The following is a 22,418-nucleotide window of genomic DNA, read 5'->3' as shown; positions in this document are numbered from 1 at the left end:
TCAGGCGGCGGCCCCGTCCGCCCACCGCCGGATCGAGGTGACGGCCCCGAAACTCTTCTCGGCGATGCGCTCGACCGCCACCGCCAGGGGCTCGACCGCGACCGCCATGTGATGACCGTTGGCGTGGATGAGACGGGTCGCGTCGAGCATCATCCCGACATGGCCCTTCCAGAACACGAGGTCGCCGCGCCGCAAGCCGTCGAGGCCGGGGGGGAGCGCGGTGCCCAGCGCCCGCTCCTGCTGGTCGGCGTCGCGCGGGCAGGTCAGCCCGGCGCATTCCAGGCTGATCTGGACGAGGCCGGAGCAGTCGAGCCCGAGACTGGTGCGCCCGCCCCAGAGATAGGGCGTGCCGACGAGCCGCTCGGCGACCGCCACCGCGTCCGGCTCGGCGTGATCCAGCGGCACCGCGTGGCCGGCGAAGACGTAGCCGCCATTGGCCAGCCGCCAATACTCGCCCTCGCGCCCGTCCACCGCGAAGGCGGCGCCGAGACTCAGATGCGCGACATGCGGGCGCTTCAGATCGGGGGCGGGGTAGACGAAGGTGCGGAGCGCCGCGACCCGGTGGGTGGGGGCCGGGTCGGCGGGACCGAGGGCGGCTTCAGGCAGGTAGCCGACATAGCCGTCGCGGGCGATCTGGGCGAAGGCGAAGTTTTGGCTCACGTCGTAGACCGTTACGGCGTCGCCCATCACGACTTCCGTATCAAGCCCGGCCTGCGGCTCCGGCCGGCGGCGTAGGGGGGCGGAGGGCACGGCGATGCGGGCGCGCCGGCCCTCGACGAAGCGCGCCGCCTCGACTTGTCCCCGCAGGCGGATGTCGGCGAGGTCGGGCCGGGCGGGGGTGAGGCGGGGATCGAGTTCGGGCGGCATCGTTCCGGTTGATCTCACGATCCGGGCGGGATTTCGGCATTCGCCCAACGCAAGCTTGGCTTGCTGCGATGCGGCATATTGACCGGAATCGGCCGATCCGCCGCAGCCGCAACGAATGTGCTGGCTTCGCGCCATACTCGGCGCGCATCCTGCATGTCTCGCAAGCGGGAGCATCCGCCGGGCAGCCATGCGGCCGGCGGTCCGTCACGCCCGAGCTTGATGCAATGCACAAACCGGGCGGACCGTCCTAAGATCGGCGCATGAACACCGCGAGTCGTGCCGTGAAGAAGACGTCCAAGAGCTTCCAGGACCTGCCGCCGATCCGGGTGCGCCGCGAGCCGCCGACGGTGGCCGAGGCGGTCGCCGCCGCGCAGGACCTGGCCGACGACATCGAGCAGCAGGTCGAGATCGCCGCCGGGCTGATCGGACTGCCCTCCGACGAGGTGCGTCCGCACGTGGAGGCCGCCGCCCAGGCCGCCGCGTCGCGCCCGCCGCGGATGCCGGAGCGCATCGAGCAGCGCATTCTGGCGCCGGTGAGCCCCAACCGCGCCCCGCCCCGGGCCGTCATCGTCGAGCGCCGCAGCCGCCCGGCCGTGGTGGTGGAGCGCCGCGGGCGCCCGCTGGAGCCGCGGCGCTGAGGCCATTCGGCTACCACGCCAGCGTCTCGCCCTTGTAATCGAGATACGCCACGTCCCGGCGGCCCGCGAAGGCCTCGATCACCGCGACCATGCCGTTCACGCTGGTCTCGACGTCGAGGTCGGCCTCCGCGCCGCCCATGTCGGTGCGGACCCAGCCCGGATGGACGAGCAGGATGCCGTAATCGCGCTCGGCGTGGCGCACGGCGAAGCTGCGGGCGTTGGTGTTGAGCGCCGCCTTGCTGGCCCGGTAATTCTCCCAGCCGCCATCCTCGTTGAGCGCGACGCTGCCGAGGACCGAGGACATGAAGGCCAGCGTCCCGCCGGGAGCGAGCGTGTCGGCGAAAGCCTCCGCGAACAGGATCGGGCTCACCGCATTGGTGAGGTAGACCTGCGCGCTCACCGCGCGGGAGACCGCGTGCAGTGGCTTGTCCGCTTCGGTCGCCACGCCTGCCACCACGAAGACGAGATCGAATTTTTCTCCCGCGAGCCGCTGGCGAAGGGCCGCGACGGAGGCGTCGTCGTCGATGTCGGCGGTCTCGACGCGCACGCCCTTGCCGGTCAGTCGCTCCAGATCGGGCGTGGATCGACGCTGCGTCGCGACGACCTGCCACCCGTGCGCCGAAAAGGTTTCGGCGAGCCCCAGCCCGAGCCCGCGCGAGGCTCCGACGATGAGCGCGCGCCGCTCCGATGCCGCCTGATCCGCCATGGTGTCGTCCCGTTCCCTCAGGTTCCGGCCCTCCGACGCGCCGGGACCGCCCTCGGTTCCCAGCGGACCGGGAGCGGACCGGGAACGGCCAAGCCTGAGTGACGTTGAACGGGGTCACTCACGCCGTCCACATTGCCGCAGCCGATGTCCGCCTCGCCCAGCCCCACGCCCCGGCCGGCCGGGGAGACCCCTCCGTCCCCCGCCGCCCCCGTCCTCTGGACCGTCTTCGCCGGGCTGGCGCTGGTGGCGCTCGCCGCCGCGCCGCGCCGCGCGCCCACGGCCCTCCCGGCCGAGGACGAAGGCGACGCGCCCCGCGACGCCGGCCGCGACGCGCCCAAATCCAAGGGCGGCTCCAACGGCGGCGCCCATTCGCACGAGGGCCGGGCCGCCCGCTGGGTGGCGGCGACGCAAGGAGACCGCGGACGCGACGCCGACCACCCCAAGGACATCCCGGCCCCGGGCTGGTGGGACATCGCGGTGCGGGTCTATCAGGAGTTCCTGAGCGACCGGGTGATGTCGGTGGCCGCCGGCGTCACCTTCTTCTCGCTGCTGTCGCTGTTTCCGGCGATCGCCGCGCTGGTGACCTGCTACGGCCTGATCGCCGACGTGAACACCATCAACGTCCACCTCGCCCTGCTGCACGGCGTGCTGCCCGAGAGCGCCATCGAGATCATCGGCGAGCAGGTGAAGCGCATCGCGGCCAAGGGCGGCGGCACGCTGGGCGTCACCTTCTTCACCAGCCTGACGCTGTCGCTGTGGAGTGCCAACGCCGCCATGAAGGCGATGTTCGATGCGCTCAACGTGGTCTACGAGGAGGAGGAGAAGCGCAACTTCTTCTGGCTCAACGTCCGCTCGCTCACCTTCACGGCGGGCGCCTTGCTCTTCGTCATCCTGGCGCTGACCGCCATCGTGGTGCTGCCGGTGGTGTTCAACTTCCTCGGCCTAGGCGACGGGGCACGGCTGATCGCGCTGGCGCGCTGGCCAGCCCTGCTCGCGGTGCTGCTCGGGGGGCTGGCCGTGCTCTACCGCTACGGGCCGAGCCGCGAGCGGGCGCGCTGGCGCTGGGTCGGCCCCGGCAGCCTCGTGGCGGGCGTGCTCTGGCTGATCGCCTCGCTGCTGTTCTCCTGGTACGTCGCCAATTTCGGCAATTACAACGAGACCTACGGCACGCTCGGCGGCGTGATCGGCTTCATGACCTGGATGTGGATCTCGGCGATCATCGTGCTGGTCGGCGGCGAGATCAACGCCGAGATCGAGCACCAGACCGCCCGCGATTCGACCACGCGCCCGGTGCAGCCGCTGGGCCGCCGCGGCGCCCGCATGGCCGATACCGTGGGCGCCGCGGCCTGATATCTGGTATACCAGCCGGGACCGCGCCGCAGGGCCGCACTCGTGGGCCTTCTCGGCTGCGCCTACCTTTGAACGAACAAGAACCCCGGAGACCGTCATGGCCGGAAGCGACGCGCTGAGCGCCCCCGAAACCCGCACCGACGAGGAGTGGCGCGCCGCCCTCACCCCGGAACAGTACCGCGTCCTGCGCGAGCACGGCACCGAGCGGGCCGGCACGAGCTGTCTCAACGCCGAGAAACGGGCCGGCACGTTCTTCTGCGCCGGGTGCGGCGCGCCGCTGTTCGAGAGCGGCACGAAGTACGAGTCGGGCAGCGGCTGGCCGAGCTTCTTCGCGCCGCTGGAGGGTGCGGTGGAGACGACACTCGACCGCAGCCACTGGATGACCCGAACCGAGGTTCATTGCGCCCGTTGCAAGGGCCATCTCGGCCATGTCTTCGAGGACGGCCCGGCGCCCACGGGCCTGCGCTACTGCATGAACGGCGTCTCCCTCGATTTCGAGCCCGCCGACTGAAGTCGGCTCCACGAATCCTCGCCGTACCCTCACGAAATCAACGGCTTTTTGCCCTCAAGGCTTGCCGTGTGGTGGTTTGCGCGCCATCACTGGCGCAAGAATGCCATGGTCAAGACTTGGTGAAGGCTCGGGACCGTCGGCGCCCTCCGCCCCGGCGGAGCGGAGCCCGCGCCGGATGCGAGCCGGCTCCGGAGGGAAGTGTATGAGTGTCGTTCGCCGCTTTCTCGTGGCGCCCTCGCTGGTCCGCCTGCTGCGCAAGGAGCGCGGCGGGGCCCGCATTACCGAGGGCTATTTCGCGCCCCAGGCCGGCCGGACCTCGTTCGTGCGGCTGCAAGGCAACAACTGCTTCCTCGTCCTCGTGACCGGGGCCGAGGGCGCCACCGCCGAGGAGCGCACCGAGGTGCCGCGCGCCCACGGCGACGCGCTGCTCGACGTCTGCGCCGGCAAGGCGATCTACGAGCGCACCGCGGTGTCGCTGGCCGGCAACGAGGCGCTGGTCGATCGCTACGTGCGCCCGGCCGGGCTCGATCTCGTCAGCCTCGTGTTCGAGGAGGCCGAGGCCGCCAAGGCCTTCGTGCCGCCGGTCTGGTTCGGTGCCGAGGTGAGCACGGACGCCGCCTATCACGGCCAGGCGATCGCGCTGACCGGCGTGCCGTCCGCCGGCGAGGTGCCGCTCTCCAACGCCGCCCTGGAGGCGGTGCTGGATCTGATCGAGCCGCGGTTCGGATCGAGCCGCTCCACGATCCCGCCCTGGCCGCCCACGCCCCCCGCCAAGCCCTACACCCCGCCGAAGCCGGCCGAGGACGCCAAGCCCGCCGAGGCGGCGGCCCCCGAACCGCAAGCGGCCCCGGAGGCGTTGCTCGCCCCGATCGAACCGCCGAAGCCGGAGGAGGCCGCCGAGCCGCCGAAGGCCGAAGAGCCTCGACCGGACGAGCCGGCGCCGCAACCGGAGCCCCCGAAGGCCGAGGAGCCCGCGGAGGCCCCGAAGGCGGCGGCGCCCGAGCCGGCACCGCAGCCCGAGCCGCCCACAACGGCTGAACCCGAAAAGCCGGCTGAGCCCGAGAAGGCGGCTGAGCCCGAGAAGCCAGCCGCGTTGCCGGAGCCTGCCAAGGCCGAGGCGCCCAAATCCGAAGAGCCGAAGCCCGAAGAGCCGAAGCCCGAAGAGCCGAAGCCCGCCGAGGCGAAGCCCGTCGAGGCGAAGCCCGTCGAGGCGAAGCCCGTCGAGGCGAAGCCCGTCGAGGCGAAGGCCCCGGAACCCGCCCCGGCCGCCTCCGGCGCTCCGCCCGCCGAAGAGCGCCTGCCGCCGGATGCCCGGATCGACGACGTGATCGAGAGCCTGTCGAAGGCGCTCGGCGCGGCGATCCGCAATCCGCAGGAGCCGAGCAAGGACGAGGGCGTCACCGAGGCGTTCGAGCGCTGGCAGGTCCGCCCCCGCCGCACGCAGCAGACCTGAAGCCGTTCACGCCGAACGGATCGATGGAGCCGGCCTCGTCCCGCGAGGCCGGCTTTTTCGTGCCGTGTTACCGGCGGGCGGCATCGGGCGGCATCGGGCGGCAAGCCCGCCCCGCGCGGAACCGGAATGCTCAAGCTTCGTTGGCTTCCCGACCGGGGACGTTGGCCGCGAGGTGCCGTCGGGCCCGGGCTCCAGGGATGAAGGGAACGCCGACATGATCCGTCTCGCCGCCGCTGCAGGGCTGATGCTCTGCCTCATGCCGCTCGCCGGCGAGGCTCAGGCCCAGGGCGTGCCCGGCGGCATGCAGCGCGGCGCGGCCGAGGGCAACCGCGTCGGCGGCCCGATCGGCGCGGTGGTGGGCGGCGCGGTCGGCGGGGCCGTCGGCGGCGTCAACGGCGTGCTCGGGATCGATCCGGGCCGGCGCGCCTACCGCACCCGGATGCGCTCGCACCGCGGCTACCACCATCACCGCCGTCACCGCCACTACCGCTGAGCGTCTTAGAGCGCCTCACAAAACTGCCGTTCACAGCCGGTGTCCTCTCCGGGCGCGACGGCGCAGCGGGAGTTTTGTGAGAGACACTTAGGCGGCGGGTTCACGCTCGCCGCCTCGCCCTCCTCTTCGTCCAAGAATCCTCGGCGATGAGGACGAGGCCCGAGGCGACGATGATGAGCGCGCCCGCGAGCGTCCAGGCGCCCGGCACGTCGCCGAACACGCCGTACCCCAGGAGCACCGACCACAGGATCTGCGTGTAGATCAGCGGCGCCAGCAGGCTCGCGGGTGCCCGTGCGTGCGCCAGCACCAGGAGCCAGTGTCCGGCGGTGCCGAACAGCCCCACCGCCACCAGCATCCCCCAGACCTGAAGCGATCCCGGCGCCGCCCAGATCCAGGGCAGGAGCGGCGTCATCAGGGCGAGCCCGGCCAGCCCGGTGTAGAAGATCGTCGTTGCACTCGAATCGTACGCCGCGAGCTTGCGCGTCACGATCACGTAGAACGCGTAGCAGAGCATGTTGCCGAGGCTGAACAGCATCGCGGGCTTGGCCGCGAGCGTATCGGGCCGCACGATCACCAGCACGCCGACGAAGCCCGCCGCCACCGCCGCGAGCCGCAGCCGCGACGACCATTCCCCCAGCAGGGGTCCGGCCAGCAGGGCGACCGCCAGCGGCGCGGCGAACTGGATCGAGACGGTCTCGGCCAGTTGCAGCGAGCGCAATGCCAGGAAGTTGCAGGCGGTGGAGCCGAACAGCAGCAGCGAGCGCACCACCTGCAGCGACAGGCGCCGCGAATGCGCCACGCCCGGCCGCGTCACCGGGTTGAGGAAGGCCGTGACCAGCGCGACGTTGACGGCGTAGCGCATGAAGGTCGTCAGCAGGGGATCGACGCCCGCGCCCGCGAGCCACTTGCCGGTGGCGTCGAGGCTCGCGAACCCGATCGGCGCCGCGCACATCAGGGCGATGCCGACGAGACGACGCGGATCGCGCGCGCCCGCACGCTCCGTCTCGGCGGATGGTTGCGCGCCCACGCTCCGGCTCCTCCCGCGGCCTGCCGCTCGGATGTCCTCCTAGTCGATGGCGGATGCCATGGCATCCCCGCCGACGCGGAGCCGCGCCCATCCCGCGCGGGGAACGGATTTGCCGAAACGATCGTTGTCCGCCCCATTGACGCTGAGGAGACGAAGCCGATGACCAAGCTTGCCGTGATCCTGGCCGGCGCCAGCGCCGCCGCTCTGCTGGCCGGGCCCGCCCAGGCCTACGATTGGGGCGGGGGCACCTGCGTCGGCTACGGCTGCGCCCGCGTGCTCGACGACGGCTATCGCGACGGCTACCGGCCGGTGCGGCAATACCGTCGCGTCGAGGAGATCGAGGAGCGCCCGGTGCGCGTCATCGAGCGCCGCTCGGTCCGCCGGGTCTACGAGATCGACGAGGACGACGACGAGGATTGATCGGATTTACGTTTCCGTCGCCACGCCGTCGGTGGCGGGGCCGAGCAGGGCGTCGGCCTCGTCGTCGTCCGCCTCGCCGTCCATCTCGTGATCGGCCTCGTGGCCGGTCACGCCCGCGGCCTCGGCGAGGCTGCGGGCGACCCGACGCAGCAGCTTGCGCAGGCGCCGCCGCTCCTTGTTGTCGAAGCCTTCGAGCAGTTCGGCCTCGACCTCGTCCCAGATCCGCTCGATGGCCGCCGCCTTGGCCAGCCCGGTCTCGGTGAGGCGCACCCGCACGATGCGGCCGTCGCCGGCTTCCGCCCGCCGCTCGACGAAGCCGAGGGCGGCGAGCCGCGAGATCGTCTTGGAGGCGGTCGGCGGGCGCACCCGGAGGGTCGCGGCGAGGTCGCCCATCGTCATGCTGCCGGCCGCGGCCAGCGCCTGCACGACCTGCTCCTGGCCGGCGAACAGATCGAGGGCGGCGAGCCGGTCGCCGACCCGCGCCCGGTGGAGGCGGGCCGCCTGCACCAGCGCCCAGCCGACGCTCTTGGCCGCGGGCGGGCGCAACCGCTTGACGGTCTTGTCCTGATCCGCCTTCGCGCCCTTGTCCGAGCCCTTGTCGGAGCCTTTGCCGCCCCCCTTTTCGGACCCTTTGCCGCTCACGGCGAAAGCCTCGTTTGCCGTCGCCGACATGATCCAGATTCCTTGCGCGGAGGCGGGGCGAGCCGGGAGACCGCCACGGGGTGGTGGTTGTGACGGCGCTCCTCGCGGCAGCATCTGAAGCCTTGCGATGAAGCTTCGATGACAGAACGCCCGATCCGGCGGGCTTGCCTCACAGCTTTCGACGGAGGATGCACGGCGCGGATTACGGGAGGAGGACGATATCGGATGAGGCGCCTACGGATCGACCGCGCCGGAGCGCCGCGATGAGGCGTGGCGAGGCGCTCGGCCTCCACGCCCTGCGCGACCTGCATCGCGCGGCCGACGGCGCGTGGATCGCGACCGGCCCCGCTCCGGTGCTGGCGCTGGGCCCCGCCGCCACGGTCGCGGGCCTGTCGGGCGGGCGGGTGCGCATCCGCTGCCGCCACGAGGGGGCGGCCCCCGTGCTCGCCGTCGAGGCCGAGGGGCTCGACGCGCCGCGCCGCTACCGGCTGACCCCGCTCCCGTCCGGGCCCGGCACCGACGACCTGATCCGCCTGCCGCCGGCCACCCGCGCGCTTCACATCGAGCCCGGCGGCGCGCGGTTCCGGCTCGATGCGGTCTCGGTCGAGCCGGTGGGCCGCGCCGCCGCCGGGCTGTACCGGGCCCGGCGAATCCTCGAACGGCTGCCGCCTTCGGAGCGCAAGCCCCTGCGGCTCCTGCGGCGGGCCTTCGGCCTGCTGCGCACGGTGCCGCCGGGCGAGATCGTTCGCCGCCTCACCCGCGCCGGGGCGACCGCCCCCCCACCCGCCACCTATGCGGACTGGATCGCCGCGGTGGAGGCACCCGCGCTCCCCTCCACGGAGCGGATGCGGGCGCTGGTGCGCGCGCTGCCCGCCCGGCCGACGGTCTCGGTGCTGATGGCCGCGCGCGCGGCCGAGGCGGATCGCGTCACGGCCACCCTCGCGAGCCTGCGGGCGCAGGCCTATCCCGACTGGGAGATGTGCCTCGCGACCGAGGCGCCCCCTCCCGCCGACGAGCCGCGCATGCGCCCCTGCCGCCCGGACGCCCCCGGCGAGGCGGCGGCCCTGCAGGCGGCCCTGGCGGCAGCACAGGGGGCCTATGTGACGGTGCTGGAGCCCGGCGCCGTGCTTGCGCCCCACGCCCTCCTGGCTTTCGCCCGCAGAATCGCCGCCGAGCCCGGCCTCGACCTCGTCTATGCCGACGAGGACCGGCTCACCCCCGAGGGTGCCCGGACCGACCCGCATTTCAAGCCCGACTGGTCGCCCGAGACGCTGGAGGCCGCCTTCTTCATCGGCCGCCCCGCCCTCGCCCGCACCGAGCGGGTGCGCGCGCTCGGCGGCTTCCGGCCGGATTGTGCGGGCGCGCTCGATTACGATCTCGTCCTGCGGCTCACCGCGGACGAGGCGCGGGTCGGCCACATCGCGCAGGTGCTCGCCCACCGCCCCGCGGGCGCGGCCCTCGACGACGCGGCGGCCCTGCGGGCGCTGGGCACCCGCGCGGGCGGCGCCGGCACCGCGCGCCGCCTCGGGCCGGGCGCCTTCGCCGTGCGCCGGCCCCTCGCGGCGCGCCCGCTCGTCTCGATCGTGATTCCGACCGCGGGGCGCGACAGCACCATCGGCGGGCAAAAAGTCGATCTCCTGGCCGCCTGCCTCGCCAGCATCCGGGCCACCGGCACCTACGGGAACATCGAGATCGTCGCGGTCGACAACGGCGACCTGCGGCCCGAGACGAAGGCGGCGGTGGAGCGTCACGGCGCCCGCACGGTGACGTGGCCGAATCCGGTCTTCAACATCGCGGCCAAGATGAATCTCGGCGCCGGTGCGGCCGCCGGCGAGGTGCTCCTCTTCCTCAACGACGACGTCGACATCGTCACGCCCGACTGGATCGAGGCGATGCTGGCCCTGCTCGCCATCCCCGGCGTCGGCGCGGTCGGCCCCCGGCTCCTGTTCGAGGACGGGACGCTCCAGCATGTCGGCGTCGTGTTCGGCGAGGGCCTCCCGGACCATGTCCGCCGCGGCTTCCCCGGTGACGATCCGGGCTACCGCGGATCGAGCCTGGCCAACCGCAACTACCTCGCGGTGACCGGCGCCTGCGTGATGGTGCGGCGGGCCGATTTCGAGGCGATCCGGGGCTTCGACGAGACCTATCCGGTCAATTACAACGACATCGACCTGTGCCTGCGCCTGCACGAGCGGGGTCTGCGCACGGTCTATTGCGCCGAGGCCTGCCTCCACCATTACGAGAGCCAGAACCGCATCCCCGTGGTCGATCCGGGCGAGCAGGCCCGCTTCCGCCGCCGCTGGGGCGCCCTGCTCGCCCGCGATCCGTATTATCCGGACGCCTTCGGCACCCGGCCGCCCGCCTTCGCCCTCGATGCGGAGCGGTTTCCGCAAGCCGCGCGACGCATGGTAGAGGCCTGGCGATGATCAGGGCGATGCAACAGACCGGAGACGCGCCGTGAAAGCCGTCATCCTCGCGGGCGGGCTCGGCACGCGGCTCTCGGAGGAGACCGTGGTGCGCCCGAAACCCATGCTGGAGATCGGCGGACGGCCGATCCTCTGGCACATCATGCAGATCTTCGCCGCCCACGGCGTCACCGAGTTCGTGATCTGCCTCGGCTACAAGGGCTACGTCATCAAGGAATTCTTCCTCAATTACCGCCTGCATCTGAGCGACGTGACGCTCGATCTGGGCAGCGGCGATGTCCGCTTCCACCGCTCGGCCGCCGAGGATTGGCAGGTCTCGCTGATCGAGACCGGCGACGCCACCATGACCGGCGGGCGGTTGCGGCGGGTGCGCGACTATCTCGGCGACGAGGATTTCTTCATGACCTACGGCGACGGCGTCGCCGACATCGACCTCACCGCCCTGAAGGCGTTCCACCAGGGGCATGGCCGGCTCGCGACGCTCACCGCGGTGGTGCCGCCGGGCCGCTTCGGCGCCCTCGACCTCGACGGCGACGCCGTGCGGGCGTTTCGCGAAAAGCCCGCGGGCGACGGGGCGACCATCAACGGCGGCTTCTTCGTCCTGTCTCCGAAGGTGCTCGACTGGATCGAGGGCGACGCCACCGTGTGGGAGAGCGAGCCGCTGGAGCGCCTCGCCCGCGAGGGGCAGCTCCACGCCTATCACCACACGGGCTTCTGGCAGGCGATGGACACGCTGCGCGACAAGAAGCATCTCGAGGATCTGTGGGCGCGGGGCGACGCACCGTGGAAGGTGTGGTGATGGGGATGATGGGGGCCTTGCCCGATCCCGCCTTCTGGGCCGGCAAGAGCGTGCTGCTCACCGGGCACACCGGCTTCAAGGGCGCGTGGCTCGCGCTCTGGCTCGAACGGCTCGGCGCCCGGGTCACCGGCTTCGGCCTGCCGCCGCTGACCCGGCCGAACCTGTTCGACCGGCTCGGCTTCCCGCCGGAATATTCGCGCATCGGCGATATCCGCGATCCCCAGGCGCTCACCGAGGCCTTCGCGGTGGCGCGGCCCGATCTGGTGATCCACATGGCGGCCCGCTCCCTGGTGCGCCCGTCCTATCTCGATCCGGTCGGCACCTTCGCGGTCAACACCATGGGCACCGTCCACCTGCTGGAGGCGGTGCGCGCCGCCCGCGACGTGCGCGCGGTCGTGGTGGTGACGAGCGACAAGGCCTACGAGAACCGCGAATGGCCCTATGCCTATCGCGAGACCGAGGCGATGGGCGGGCACGATCCCTACAGCGCCTCGAAGGGCTGCGCCGAACTCGTGACCGCCGCCTACCGCGCCTCGTTCTTCGGGCCCGGCGGGCATCCGGCCCGGATCGCCAGCGCGCGGGCCGGCAACGTCATCGGCGGGGGCGACTGGTCGCAGGACCGGCTGGTGCCCGACATCGTCCGCGCCTTCGAAACGGCCGAATCGGTCGAGATCCGCGCGCCCCACGCGATCCGCCCCTGGCAGCACGTGCTGGAGCCGCTGGCCGGCTACCTGCGGCTGGCCGAATGCCTTTTCGGAGCGGACGGAGCCGCCTTCGCGGAGGGCTGGAACTTCGGGCCGGCGGACGAGGATTGCCGGCCGGTCTCGTATCTGGTCGAGCGGCTCAGCCGGGGCTGGGGCCAAGGACACGGCAAGCCGCCGGACTGGCACCTCTCGCAAAAAACCCACCCGCACGAGGCGACCTATCTCAAGGTCGATGCCTCGAAGGCCCGCGCCCGGCTCGGCTGGGAGCGGCGCCTCCCCCTCGACGCGGCGCTGGACTGGACCGCCGCCTGGTACCGCGACGCCGCCGCGGGCGCCGACCCGCGGGCGCTCACCGAGGCGCAGATCACCCGCTACGCGGCCCTTCGCGAGCCCGGAGGCACGCCGTGACCCGCCCGACCTGCCGCGCCTGCGGCGCCCCCCTCACCCGCACCTTCTGCGATCTCGGCCTGTCGCCGCTCGCCAATTCCTACGTGACGCCCGAGCATCGGCACCGGGGCGAGGTCTTCCATCCGCTCCACGCCTATGTCTGCGACGCCTGCTGGCTGGTGCAGCTGGAGGCCTTCGAGAGCCCCGAGGCGATCTTTTCCGACTACGCCTATTTCTCGGGCTTCTCCGCCGGCTGGCTGCGGCATGCCGAGGCCTACGTGGAAGCCATGATCGACCGCTTCCGCCTCGGGCCCGACAGCCACGTGGTGGAAGTCGCGAGCAACGACGGCTACCTGCTGCAATATTTCGTCGCCCGCGGCGTGCCCGTGCTCGGCGTCGAGCCCGCCGCCAACGTCGCCCGGGTCGCCGTGGAACGCGGCGTGCCGACCGAAGTGGCGTTCTTCGGCCGCGACGCCGGGCGCCGCCTCGCGCAAACCGGCCACAGGGCGGACCTGACGGCGGCCAACAACGTGCTCGCCCACGTGCCCGACATCCACGATTTCGTGGCCGGCTTTGCCGAGATCCTGAAGCCCGAGGGCGTCGCGACCTTCGAGTTCCCGCACCTCCTGCGGATGATCGAGAGCCGGCAATTCGACACGATCTATCACGAGCATTTCTCGTATCTGTCGCTCGGGGTCGTGGCCGGCATCCTCGCCCGCCACGGTCTGCGGGTGTTCGACGTCGAGGAATGGCCGACCCATGGGGGCTCGTTGCGCGTCTTCGCCTGCCGCGAGGCCGCCGCCCACGCGACGAACCCGGCGGTCGCCCGCGTGTGGGACGCGGAGCGGGCGGCGGGCCTGTTCGACCCTTCCGGCTATGCCGGCTTCGGCCGGGCGGTCGCCGACATCAAATGCGCGGCCCTCCGCTTCCTGATCGCGGAGAGGGAAGCCGGCAAAACGGTCTGTGCCTACGGCGCGGCGGCCAAGGGCAACACCTTCCTCAATTACGGCGGCATCGGCCCCGAACTGGTGCAGGCGGTGGCCGACCGCTCGCCGCACAAGCAGGGCACGTGGCTCCCCGGCAGCCGCATCCCCGTGGTCTCGCCGGAGGAACTCCTGAGTCTGCGCCCCGACACCGTGCTGATCCTGCCCTGGAACCTCAAGGACGAGATCGCGGGGGAGATGGCGGCGATCCGCGCCTGGGGCGGACGGTTCGCGGTGGCGATTCCGGAACTGACGGTGTTCTGATACCAAGCGGCACGGAACCGGACGGATGGTCCCGTTCCGTGCGTCCGGCGGACGCCCGCCGCCCCGCCGTCGCGGGGGCAATCGGCGATGAGCCAGGATCATCGCCGATCGGTATGAGGACGCCCATGGTCTTCGAGTCCCTCCCCCTTTCCGGTCTCTATCGGATCACGCCCGAGCCGCACGCGGACGAGCGCGGCCTGTTCGCCCGCACCTTCTGCGAGGACGCGTTCGCCCGGCACGGCCTGGCCGCCCGGTTCGCGCAATCGAGCGTGTCGTTCAACGCGCGGCGCGGTACGGTGCGCGGCCTGCATTTCGCGCGGGAACCGCATGCCGAAACCAAGCTCGTGCGCTGCACGAGCGGGGCGATCCACGACGTGGCGGTCGATCTGCGGCCCGGCTCCCCGACCTACCTGCGCTCCCTCGGGGTGACGCTCTCGGCCGAGAACCGCCATGCGCTCTACATTCCGGCGGGCTTCGCCCACGGCTTCCAGGCCCTGAGCGACGGCGCGGAAGTCCTCTACATGATCGACCGCCCGTTCGTGGCCGGCGCCGCCGACGGCCTGCGCTGGGACGATCCCGCCCTCGACGTGACGTGGCCGGAGCCTGTCACGGTCATCTCGGAGCGCGACCGCACCTATCCCGACTGGAAGGCCCGGTGAGGCGCGTCCTCGTCACCGGCGGGGCCGGCTTCGTCGGCCGTCACGCGGTGGCGGCTCTGATCGCCCGCGGCTTCGAGGTCCACGCCGTCGGCCGCCGCGCCCCCGAGGGTGCCCACGTCGTCCATCCTGCCGACCTGCTCGACGCGGAGGCCCGCCGCGCCGCCCTGCGCGCGGCCGGCGCGAGCCATCTCCTCCACCTCGCCTGGGTGACCGAGCCCGGCCGCTACTGGCAATCGCCGGACAACCTCGACTGGACGGCGGCCAGCCTCGACCTCGTGCGCGGCTTCCGCGAGGCCGGCGGCACGCGGGCCGTCGTGGCGGGAACCTGCGCGGAATACGATTGGACGGGGGGTGGGCAGGCATCGACGACCAACGGACACCTGACCGAGTCCGCCCCCTGCCGCCCGGCCACCCTCTACGGCGCCGCCAAGGACGGCCTGCGCCGGGTGCTGACCGGCTACGCCGCGGGCACCGGCCTGTCGCTGGCCTGGGGCCGCCTGTTCTATCTCTACGGCCCCGGCGAAGCGCCGGGCCGACTCGTCGGCGATGCGGCGCGGGCGCTGCTGGCCGGACGCAGGGTCGCCACCAGCGAGGGCCGCCAGCGGCGCGACTTCCTGCACGTCGCCGACGCGGGCGAGGCCTTCGCGGCGCTGCTGGATTCGTCCGTCGAAGGCCCGGTCAATATCGGTTCCGGCGCGGCCGTGCCGGTGCGGGCGATCCTGGAGACGCTGGGCCGGCTCACGGACCGCCCCGAGCTGATCGATTTCGGCGCCCGCCCCCTCTCCCCGACGGAGCCGGCCTGCATCGAGGCCGACATCCGGCGCCTCGTCGAGGACGTCGGCTTCCGCCCCCGCCTCAGCCTGGACGAGGGCCTGCGCGCGACGCTCGCCGCCTACGCGGCACGGTGACGATCGGCGGCGGGGCCTTCCCGCGGCCCCTCCCGAAGCCCATCTGCGGGCGATGAATGCGGTGCTCGGTCTGTGGGCGGCCTATTGGGCGGCGATCTTCGCGCAGCTCGCCCATCTGCGTGGGCAGGAGGACGGCGTCGGCGCCGTGGCCTTCGCCCGCATCGCCGGCCTGCTGCTGGCAGCGGGCCTCGGCCTGTTCCTCAGCGCCCATGCCGGGTGACGTCCAGAGCATCGGCCCGAGAGGTGGGAACCGGCTTTCGGAAAAAGCCGATGCGGCACAATCACGTAGAGTATCGGCCTGGATCCGACATCCAGGACGATACTCGAAAACGAGAAAGGCCACGGCGCGCCCTGCACCGTGGCCTTTCTCGTTTCGAACGCCGACCGGAATCAGGCCGAGAGGGAATCCTTGGCGCGCTCGGCGCGCTTGCGGTCGTTGGGGTCGAGCACGGCCTTGCGCAGGCGGATCGACTTCGGCGTGACCTCCATCAGCTCGTCGTCCTGAATCCAGGCGAGCGACTTCTCCAGCGTCATGCGGATCGGCGGGGTCAGGCGCACGGCCTCGTCCTTCGAGGTGGTGCGGATGTTGGTGAGCTTCTTGCCCTTGAGCACGTTCACCTCGAGATCGTTCTCGCGGTTGTGCTCGCCGACGATCATGCCCTGATACACCTTGGCGCCGGGCTCGATCATCATCGGGCCGCGATCCTCGAGGTTCCACATGGCGTAGGCCACGGCCTCGCCCTTGTCGTTCGAGATCAGCACGCCGTTGCGGCGGCCGGCGATCTCGCCCTTGTAGGGCTCGTAGGCCTTGAACAGGCGGTTCATGATCGCGGTGCCGCGGGTGTCGGTCATCAGCTCGCCCTGGTAGCCGATGAGGCCGCGGGTGGGAGCATGGAACACGAGGCGCAGGCGGTTGCCGCCGGACGGCCGCATCTCGATCATGTCGGCCTTACGCTCCGACATCTTCTGCACGACGACGCCCGAGTATTCCTCGTCGACGTCGACCACGACCTCCTCGACCGGCTCCAGGGTCTCGCCGTTCTCGCCCTTCTCCAGGACGACGCGCGGACGCGAGACGGCGATCTCGAAGCCCTCGCGGCGCATGGTCTCGATCAGGATCGAGAGCTGCAGCTCGCCGCGGCCGGAGACGTAGAACGAATCCTTGTCGGCGGCTTCCTCGATCTTGAGCGTGACGTTGCCCTCGGCCTCCTTGAACAGGCGGTCGCGGATCATGCGGCTCGTGACCTTGTCGCCCTCGGTGCCGGCGAGCGGCGAATCGTTGACGATGAAGGACATGGTGACGGTCGGCGGGTCGATCGGCTGGGCCTGGATCGGCTCGTTGACGGCCGGATCGCAGAAGGTGTCGGCGACCGTGCCCTTGAGCAGGCCGGCGATGGAGACGATGTCGCCCGCCTCACCCACGTCGATGGGAGCCCGCTCGAGACCGCGGAAGGCGAGAATCTTCGAGACGCGGCCGGTCTCCACGACCTTGCCGTCGCGCGAGAGCACCTTGATCGACTGGTTCGGCTTGACCGTGCCGGACGCGATGCGGCCGGTGATGATGCGGCCGAGGAACGGGTTGGCCTCGAGCAGGGTGCCGAGCATGCGGAACGGGCCGTCCTCGACCTTCGCCTGCGGCACGTGCTCCAGCACGAGGTCGAACAGGGGCGCGAGACCCTCGGACTGGTCGCCGTCGGGCGAGGTGTTCATCCAGCCGGAGCGGCCCGAGCCGTAGAGGATCGGGAAGTCGAGTTGCTCGTCGGTGGCGTCGAGCGCCGCGAACAGGTCGAACACCTCGTTCACGACCTCGTTGATGCGGGCATCCGGCCGGTCGACCTTGTTGATGGCCACGATCGGACGCAGGCCGATCTTGAGCGCCTTGCCGACCACGAACTTGGTCTGCGGCATCGGGCCCTCGGCGGCATCCACCAGCACGATCACGCCGTCGACCATCGAGAGGATGCGCTCGACCTCGCCGCCGAAATCGGCGTGGCCGGGGGTGTCGACGATGTTGACGCGGGTGTCCTTCCAGACGACCGAGGTCGCCTTGGCCAGGATGGTGATGCCGCGCTCCTTCTCGAGGTCGTTGGAATCCATCGCCCGCTCCTCGACCCGCTGGTTTTCGCGGAAGGTGCCGGACTGCTGGAGCAGCTTGTCGACCAGCGTGGTCTTGCCGTGATCGACGTGGGCGATGATGGCGATGTTGCGCAGCTTCATCGGGGTTCTCGAAGGGAGCGGACGAAACCCGGCCATAAGGCGGCGTGTCGCGGGCCGTGTTCGACGGTCGTGACGCCAGGATACGATTCGGGCGGTATCGCGTCGCAATATAAGCTGGGGACCGATCCGGCAAGGGCGTGTGACGCGGGGCGGGTCTTCCCTGTTATGTCCGGCGGGACGGGAGAGAGGACACCGGATGCCGCGCTGGCGATGGTTGATGGCGCAGCTGACGCGGCGCCTGTGGGTGCGCGCGACGCTGATCGGCCTGACGGGCGTGCTGGCCGCGGTGCTGGCGGCCGGGGTCGACCGCTACCTGCCCTGGCAGATGCCGGGCACGATCAGCACCGACGCCCTCGACAGCATCCTCACCGTCATCGCCTCCTCCATGCTGACGGTGACGACCTTCTCGCTCAGCATCACGGTCTCGGCCTACGGCTCGGCCACCAGCAACGTCACGCCGCGGGCCACCACACTGCTGATCGAGGACGGGCTGACCCAGACCGTGCTCTCGACCTTCCTCGGCTCGTTCCTGTTCGGCATCGTCGGCCTCGTCGTGTCGAAGACCGGGGCCTATGGCGAGCAGGGCCGCGCCATCCTGTTCGTGGTGACCATCGCGGTCATCGCCCTGATCGTCGTGACGCTCCTACGCTGGATCAACCACCTGACCCGCCTCGGCCGCGTCGGCGAGACGACCGACCGGGTCGAGGCCGCCGCCCGCAAGGCGATCGAGGTGCGCCTGCGCGAGCCCTATCTCGGAGGCCGCCCCCTGCGCGAGGGCGCCGTCCCCGAGGGCGCCGTCCCGGTGAGTCTGGAGGCGATCGGCTACGTGCAGCACATCGACATGCCGGCCCTGTCGGCGCTGTGCGAGGCGGCCGGCACGGAGGCGTTCGTCCGGGCGGTGCCCGGCGCCTTCGCCTATCCGGACGCGCCCGTCGCCTGGATCGGGCGGGCGCAGGCGGAGACCGACCCCGCGGCGTTGGCGAAGGCGGTCGCCCGGACCTTCACGGTCGGCAACGAGCGCTCGTTCGACCAGGATCCGCGCTTCGGCCTCGCCGTGCTGAGCGAGATCGGCTCCCGCGCGCTGTCGCCCGCCACGAACGATCCCGGCACCGCCATCGACGTGATCGGCCGCTCGATCCGCCTGCTGAGCCTGTGGGCGCGCCAGAGCGCCGCCGCCCCGGAGCGCGAGCCGACCTATCCCCGCATCCACGTCCCGCCGCTGACCGCGGCCGACCTGCTGGAGGACGCCGTCATGCTGATGGCCCGCGACGGCGCCGGACTGATCGAGGTGCAGCTGCGCATCCAGAAGGGGCTCTCGGCGCTCGGCCGCATCGGCGATCCCGCCTTCAGGGCGGCGGCCCGGCACCAGTCGCGCATGGCCCTCGACCGGGCCGAGACGGCGCTCGCCCTGGAGGCCGACAAGGAACGCCTGCGGGCCCTCACGCGGACCTTCGGCCAGGACGCGGCGGCGATCGACACGCCGAGCGCGCCGCCTGCGGCCCGCACGATACTTGTTGAGCACGCCCCGCCCCTGGGCGGACGGCCCCGCGATCTGGCATAAGCTGGCCGGCATGACCCGACCGATCCGGCCCCTCCCGTGACCGCCCGCCCCCCGATCCGCTTCCGCGGCCGCTCGTTCCTGGCGATGGTGCTGGCCCCCGTGCCGCCGGTCGATCAGTGGCTGGCCGAACTCGACGCCCTGAAGCAGCGCGCGCCCGCCTTCTTTTCGGTGCGGGCGATCATCCTCGACGTGACCGGCCTGTCCTTCGACCGCTCGGACCTGCTCGACCTCTGCGCCGAGCTGAACAAGCGCTCGATCACGATTCTGGGGATCGAAGGCATCGGCCCGACCTCGCTCGGCCCCGGCTTCCCGCCGCCGCTGGTGGGCGGCAAGCCGATCGACGATTTTTCGGCGCCCGAGCCCGGCGCCGAGACGCCCGCTGCCACGCCATCGGCCACCGCGCCAAGTCAGGCCGCGGCCCCGCCGGCCCCGCCGCGGCCGCGCTCCTTCGTGCTCGACGCGCCGGTGCGCTCGGGGCAGGTGATCCAGCATCTCGACGGCGACGTGACCGTGATGGGCTCGGTCGCCTCCGGGGCGGAAGTGATCGCGGGCGGCTCGATCCACATCTACGGGGCGCTGCGAGGCCGCGCCATCGCGGGCGCGGTGGGCGATGCCAACGCGCGCATCCTGTGCCGGAAATTCGAGCCGGAACTGATCGCCATCGACGGCCTCTACAAGACCGCCGACGACCTCGGTGCAACGGGCCGCGGCCAGGCGGTGCAGGCCCGGCTCGACGGCGACGCCATCGTGATCGCGGCCCTCGACTGAAGACCTCATGAAGGCCCCCGGATGACCGGGGGCCTTCCCTGCTCACAGCAGGAAGTCGCCCGCCTGCAACTGGATCTTGGTGAAGACTTCCACAGCGAAGTCGGCCTTGGCGTCGCCGTTCACGTCCGCCGAGACGAGGACATGATCCGTCGATCCTTTGATCTTCGTCACTTGAAGCTCGCCGGCATGGCCGCCGAATGCCTTGACGAGCGTGAACGCCTGATCGCCGGCGAGCTTGGTGTTCGCGTCGATGGCCCTGAGGTCGATGCGGTCGCCGCGCGTGAAGGAGTCGTATTGATCGCCGATGATGTCGTGGCCGGCCCTGCCGCCGGGGCTGTCGGACAGCGCCTTGAACACGAAGCTGTCGTGGCCTGCGCCGCCGAACAGACGGTCTGCGCCCGCGCCGCCGATCAGGGTGTCGTTGCCCCCCCATCCCTGCAAGACGTTCACGGCGGCGTTGCCGGTGATGACGTTGTCCTGCTCGTTACCGATTGCACCGATTTGATCCTTGCCAATCAAGGTGATGTTATCGATGTGGCGATTCTCGAAGGCATCATAGGAAACACGCGCGATGACAGTGCTGATTTCATTATTTCCCGAAGAATAATCCTCCACTTTGTCTCCGACATCATCGACAATATAAGTATTACTGCCGCTGCCGCCATTCATCACATCCGCCCCGGCACCGCCGTCCAGCCAATCGTTCCCGACACCGCCCCTGAGTTCATCGGTGCCGGCGCCACCGTAAAGGTGGTCGTTGCCATCACCGCCGCTCAGTTTGTCAGCGTCCGCGCCGCCGTAAAGGCGGTCGTTGCCGGCCTCGCCCAACAGCCAATCCTTGCCCGCGCCGCCATCCATCCAGTCGTCGCCGATCCCGCCGAACAGAAAGTCGTCGCCAGCGTCGCCAAACAGATGATCCTTGCCGTCGCCGCCTCTCAGGGAGTCGTTGCCGCCGCCGCCGATGAGGCGATCGTTGCCGGCCTCGCCGTTCAACATATTCCGCGCCGCATTCCCGGTGATGACGTTGTCAAGGGCGTTGCCGGTCCCGTTGATGCTGCCTTTTCCGGTCAGGACGAGATTCAGCACGTTGGCCGGCAGAACCGTATCCTTCGATGACACGATCTGCTTGACGAGATTGACCTTGAAGGCGCTCCCGATCTCATCGTCAGCGTCATTTATCTTTTTCAAGAACGACATATCCATCCCCCGGGCCATCATTTTCTGACTTTAACAAGTGTTGCGATGTCGGGGATTTATCTTACCGAGATATTAATGGCTACGCTTGCCGCGGCCACAATTTCAGACAAATTCTGCGACGATCGCCTCGGTTCGGGGGAAGACGGTCGAACCGTCGGCGCGACCGCGTTTCCGCTCCTGTCCCTGGCTTTCCATGGGGATCGCTCGCATTCTCGGCATTGGCCGTACCTTTGCTTCACGGGATCGCGGGTTCGATCCCGGATCGCAAACCCGGAGGCCTCGTCCGATGCGCCTGCCTGCCCTGGCGATCCTGATCGCCCTCGCCCCGAGCCTCGCGGCGGCCGACGACGCATTCCGCGCCCGGCTGTCCGAGATCATCGCCGAGCAGGGCGGTTGCGCCGAGAGCCGTGCTCTGGTGGAAGGGGAACTCGCCGCCTTCGAGCGGGCGCGGAAAGGCGACGAGACCGGACAAGGCGACGGGAAGGCGGACGAGACCGCTCCGCTCCTCCTGTTCGGCAAGCCGGCCGCGGCGTGGAGCGGTGAGAACATCCGCGACCTCGTCGCGGTGATCCGGGCCTGCGAGGCGGCCCGGCCCGGCCAGAGCCGGAACGCCGAGGAGCGCGAGCGGCGCCTCACCGAGCGGATGGACCGCCTCGCCCAGGCCATGCGCCGGGCGGTGGTGCTGAGCAGGCGCCCCCCGGAAATCGAGGAGACCTCCGCCAACCCGACCCTGCGGTCCGACGCCCTGCCCGAGGCCGCCGGCGGCGGCGCGGCGGCGCGCAGGACCGGCCGCCGCGGCGCGGGCCCCGCCTTCGTGCCGCTGGACGGCGCCCGCGCGGCGCAGACACCGCCGGAGGGCGAGCGGCGCGCCCCGGCGCGCGCGGCCGCGCACGCGTCGGCGGCGGTTCCGCCATCCACGCTCGCCCCCGAGACCCGATCGGCCCCGGCAGCGGCCACCGCGCCGTCGCGCCGCGAGGCTGCTTCGGACGCCCCGCAGAACGCTCCTCGGGCCGCCTTCGCGCCGGGGGCGGCGCTCTCGATCGAACCGGCCTTCCGCCCCGGCGCGGCGCCCGCGGAGGCTGCGCCGCCCCGGACCTGCCTCGTGACGCGAGAGCGGTTCGAGCGCATCCGCACCGGCATGAGCCTGAAGGAGGTCGAGGGGCTGTTCGGCTGCCGCGGGCGGCTCGACAGCGCGGTGGCGATCGACGGGCTCGGCACCTTCGAGGTCTATGTCTGGTCGCCGCCGAGCCAAGCCGGCTCGGTCACCGTGACCTTCCAGAACCGCCGCCTGACGACGAAGGTGTTGCGCGGCATGAGCTGAGCCGAATCGCGCCCGGCCTCGGATCACAGGATCGCCCGGGAAAGGGATTCCGGGAGCCGCGCGATGTCTTAACTTTTATCCCGATGGCCCTCCGGCACGCATAAGGGAGGGGTGGGC

Annotated in this window: 22 protein-coding genes; 16 read left to right on the top strand and 6 right to left on the bottom strand. The window is 71.2% G+C overall.

The features are described from left to right. Positions 1–867, bottom strand: coding sequence for a C40 family peptidase (locus tag BM140_RS07335; protein ID WP_091943557.1), 867 nt, complete (start codon positions 865–867; stop codon positions 1–3). A 260-nt stretch (positions 868–1,127) separates the two neighbouring features. Between BM140_RS07335 and BM140_RS07330 the strand changes: the two genes are divergently transcribed. Then, positions 1,128–1,505, top strand: coding sequence for a hypothetical protein (locus tag BM140_RS07330; protein WP_091943556.1), 378 nt, complete (start codon positions 1,128–1,130; stop codon positions 1,503–1,505). Between the two features lie 10 nt (positions 1,506–1,515). Here the strand turns inward: BM140_RS07330 and BM140_RS07325 are convergent, their stop codons facing one another. Beyond that, a complete protein-coding gene (locus tag BM140_RS07325; protein WP_091943555.1) occupies positions 1,516–2,211 on the bottom strand; it encodes an SDR family oxidoreductase in 696 nt (231 codons plus the stop codon). A 144-nt stretch (positions 2,212–2,355) separates the two neighbouring features. Here BM140_RS07325 and BM140_RS07320 point away from each other — a divergent pair, with 144 nt between their 5' ends. The 4 genes from BM140_RS07320 to BM140_RS07305 all read left to right on the top strand — a co-directional run bounded on the left by BM140_RS07320 (position 2,356) and on the right by BM140_RS07305 (position 6,018). Further along, a complete protein-coding gene (locus tag BM140_RS07320; RefSeq protein ID WP_207549440.1) occupies positions 2,356–3,561 on the top strand; it encodes a YihY/virulence factor BrkB family protein in 1,206 nt (401 codons plus the stop codon). Positions 3,562–3,658: 97 nt separating this feature from the next. After that, a complete protein-coding gene (gene msrB / locus BM140_RS07315) occupies positions 3,659–4,072 on the top strand; it encodes a peptide-methionine (R)-S-oxide reductase MsrB (protein ID WP_091943554.1) in 414 nt (137 codons plus the stop codon). A gap of 202 nt (positions 4,073–4,274) precedes the next feature. Then, positions 4,275–5,525, top strand: a complete 1,251-nt coding sequence (locus BM140_RS07310; RefSeq protein WP_091943553.1) for a hypothetical protein — start codon at positions 4,275–4,277, stop codon at positions 5,523–5,525. A gap of 214 nt (positions 5,526–5,739) precedes the next feature. Continuing rightward, positions 5,740–6,018 (top strand): hypothetical protein, encoded by a 279-nt coding sequence (locus BM140_RS07305; protein ID WP_091943551.1) that lies wholly within the window; start codon positions 5,740–5,742, stop codon positions 6,016–6,018. A gap of 100 nt (positions 6,019–6,118) precedes the next feature. Here the strand turns inward: BM140_RS07305 and BM140_RS07300 are convergent, their stop codons facing one another. Continuing rightward, the gene (locus BM140_RS07300; RefSeq protein ID WP_244535332.1) at positions 6,119–7,045 is read right to left on the bottom strand and encodes a DMT family transporter; all 927 of its coding nucleotides are present in this window, start codon (positions 7,043–7,045) and stop codon (positions 6,119–6,121) included. Positions 7,046–7,204: 159 nt separating this feature from the next. On the opposite strand from BM140_RS07300, the gene BM140_RS07295 reads away from it, so the two are divergent. Then, positions 7,205–7,465 (top strand): hypothetical protein, encoded by a 261-nt coding sequence (locus tag BM140_RS07295; protein ID WP_091943549.1) that lies wholly within the window; start codon positions 7,205–7,207, stop codon positions 7,463–7,465. Between the two features lie 6 nt (positions 7,466–7,471). Here BM140_RS07295 and BM140_RS07290 read toward each other — a convergent pair whose 3' ends face one another. Further along, a complete protein-coding gene (locus BM140_RS07290; RefSeq protein WP_091943548.1) occupies positions 7,472–8,137 on the bottom strand; it encodes a MarR family winged helix-turn-helix transcriptional regulator in 666 nt (221 codons plus the stop codon). A gap of 233 nt (positions 8,138–8,370) precedes the next feature. Between BM140_RS07290 and BM140_RS07285 the strand changes: the two genes are divergently transcribed. The 7 genes from BM140_RS07285 (at position 8,371) to BM140_RS25785 (ending at position 15,457) form a co-directional block, all read left to right on the top strand. Then, entirely contained in the window at positions 8,371–10,533 is a 2,163-nt protein-coding gene (locus BM140_RS07285; RefSeq protein WP_091943546.1) for a glycosyltransferase, read from the top strand. Between the two features lie 31 nt (positions 10,534–10,564). Continuing rightward, the gene (rfbF, locus tag BM140_RS07280) at positions 10,565–11,332 is read left to right on the top strand and encodes a glucose-1-phosphate cytidylyltransferase (RefSeq protein ID WP_091943544.1); all 768 of its coding nucleotides are present in this window, start codon (positions 10,565–10,567) and stop codon (positions 11,330–11,332) included. An 8-nt stretch (positions 11,333–11,340) separates the two neighbouring features. Continuing rightward, positions 11,341–12,444 carry a CDP-glucose 4,6-dehydratase gene (gene rfbG / locus BM140_RS07275; RefSeq protein WP_091943809.1) on the top strand — a complete coding sequence of 368 codons (1,104 nt, stop codon included), beginning with the start codon at positions 11,341–11,343 and terminating at the stop codon, positions 12,442–12,444. Beyond that, complete coding sequence (locus BM140_RS07270) at positions 12,441–13,670, top strand: class I SAM-dependent methyltransferase (RefSeq protein WP_091943542.1); 1,230 nt, start codon at positions 12,441–12,443, stop codon at positions 13,668–13,670. Before rfbG ends, BM140_RS07270 begins: the two co-directional genes overlap by 4 nt. Positions 13,671–13,795: 125 nt before the next feature. Next, complete coding sequence (gene rfbC / locus BM140_RS07265) at positions 13,796–14,329, top strand: dTDP-4-dehydrorhamnose 3,5-epimerase (protein ID WP_091943540.1); 534 nt, start codon at positions 13,796–13,798, stop codon at positions 14,327–14,329. Further along, on the top strand, positions 14,326–15,237 hold the full coding sequence (locus BM140_RS07260; protein ID WP_091943538.1) for an NAD-dependent epimerase/dehydratase family protein: 912 nt from the start codon (positions 14,326–14,328) through the stop codon (positions 15,235–15,237). The genes rfbC and BM140_RS07260 overlap by 4 nt, the downstream gene beginning before the upstream one ends. A gap of 52 nt (positions 15,238–15,289) precedes the next feature. Then, entirely contained in the window at positions 15,290–15,457 is a 168-nt protein-coding gene (locus BM140_RS25785; RefSeq protein ID WP_165616414.1) for a hypothetical protein, read from the top strand. A 170-nt stretch (positions 15,458–15,627) separates the two neighbouring features. Here BM140_RS25785 and typA read toward each other — a convergent pair whose 3' ends face one another. Continuing rightward, positions 15,628–17,454 (bottom strand): translational GTPase TypA, encoded by a 1,827-nt coding sequence (gene typA / locus BM140_RS07255; protein WP_091943536.1) that lies wholly within the window; start codon positions 17,452–17,454, stop codon positions 15,628–15,630. Between the two features lie 196 nt (positions 17,455–17,650). Here typA and BM140_RS07250 point away from each other — a divergent pair, with 196 nt between their 5' ends. Then, positions 17,651–19,015 (top strand): DUF2254 domain-containing protein, encoded by a 1,365-nt coding sequence (locus BM140_RS07250; protein WP_207549439.1) that lies wholly within the window; start codon positions 17,651–17,653, stop codon positions 19,013–19,015. A 36-nt stretch (positions 19,016–19,051) separates the two neighbouring features. Continuing rightward, complete coding sequence (gene minC / locus BM140_RS07245; protein ID WP_091943532.1) at positions 19,052–19,783, top strand: septum site-determining protein MinC; 732 nt, start codon at positions 19,052–19,054, stop codon at positions 19,781–19,783. A gap of 42 nt (positions 19,784–19,825) precedes the next feature. On the opposite strand, the gene BM140_RS07240 is transcribed toward minC, so the two are convergent. Beyond that, positions 19,826–20,986, bottom strand: coding sequence for a calcium-binding protein (locus BM140_RS07240; RefSeq protein WP_165616413.1), 1,161 nt, complete (start codon positions 20,984–20,986; stop codon positions 19,826–19,828). Between the two features lie 280 nt (positions 20,987–21,266). On the opposite strand from BM140_RS07240, the gene BM140_RS07230 reads away from it, so the two are divergent. Continuing rightward, positions 21,267–22,301 (top strand): hypothetical protein, encoded by a 1,035-nt coding sequence (locus BM140_RS07230; RefSeq protein ID WP_091943527.1) that lies wholly within the window; start codon positions 21,267–21,269, stop codon positions 22,299–22,301. Positions 22,302–22,418 lie beyond the last annotated feature (117 nt).

The organism is Methylorubrum salsuginis, from assembly GCF_900114375.1.
Taxonomy (GTDB): domain Bacteria; phylum Pseudomonadota; class Alphaproteobacteria; order Rhizobiales; family Beijerinckiaceae; genus Methylobacterium; species Methylobacterium salsuginis.
Note: the sequence above shows the minus strand (reverse complement) of the source record. Positions and strands in the feature narration are given on the sequence as shown.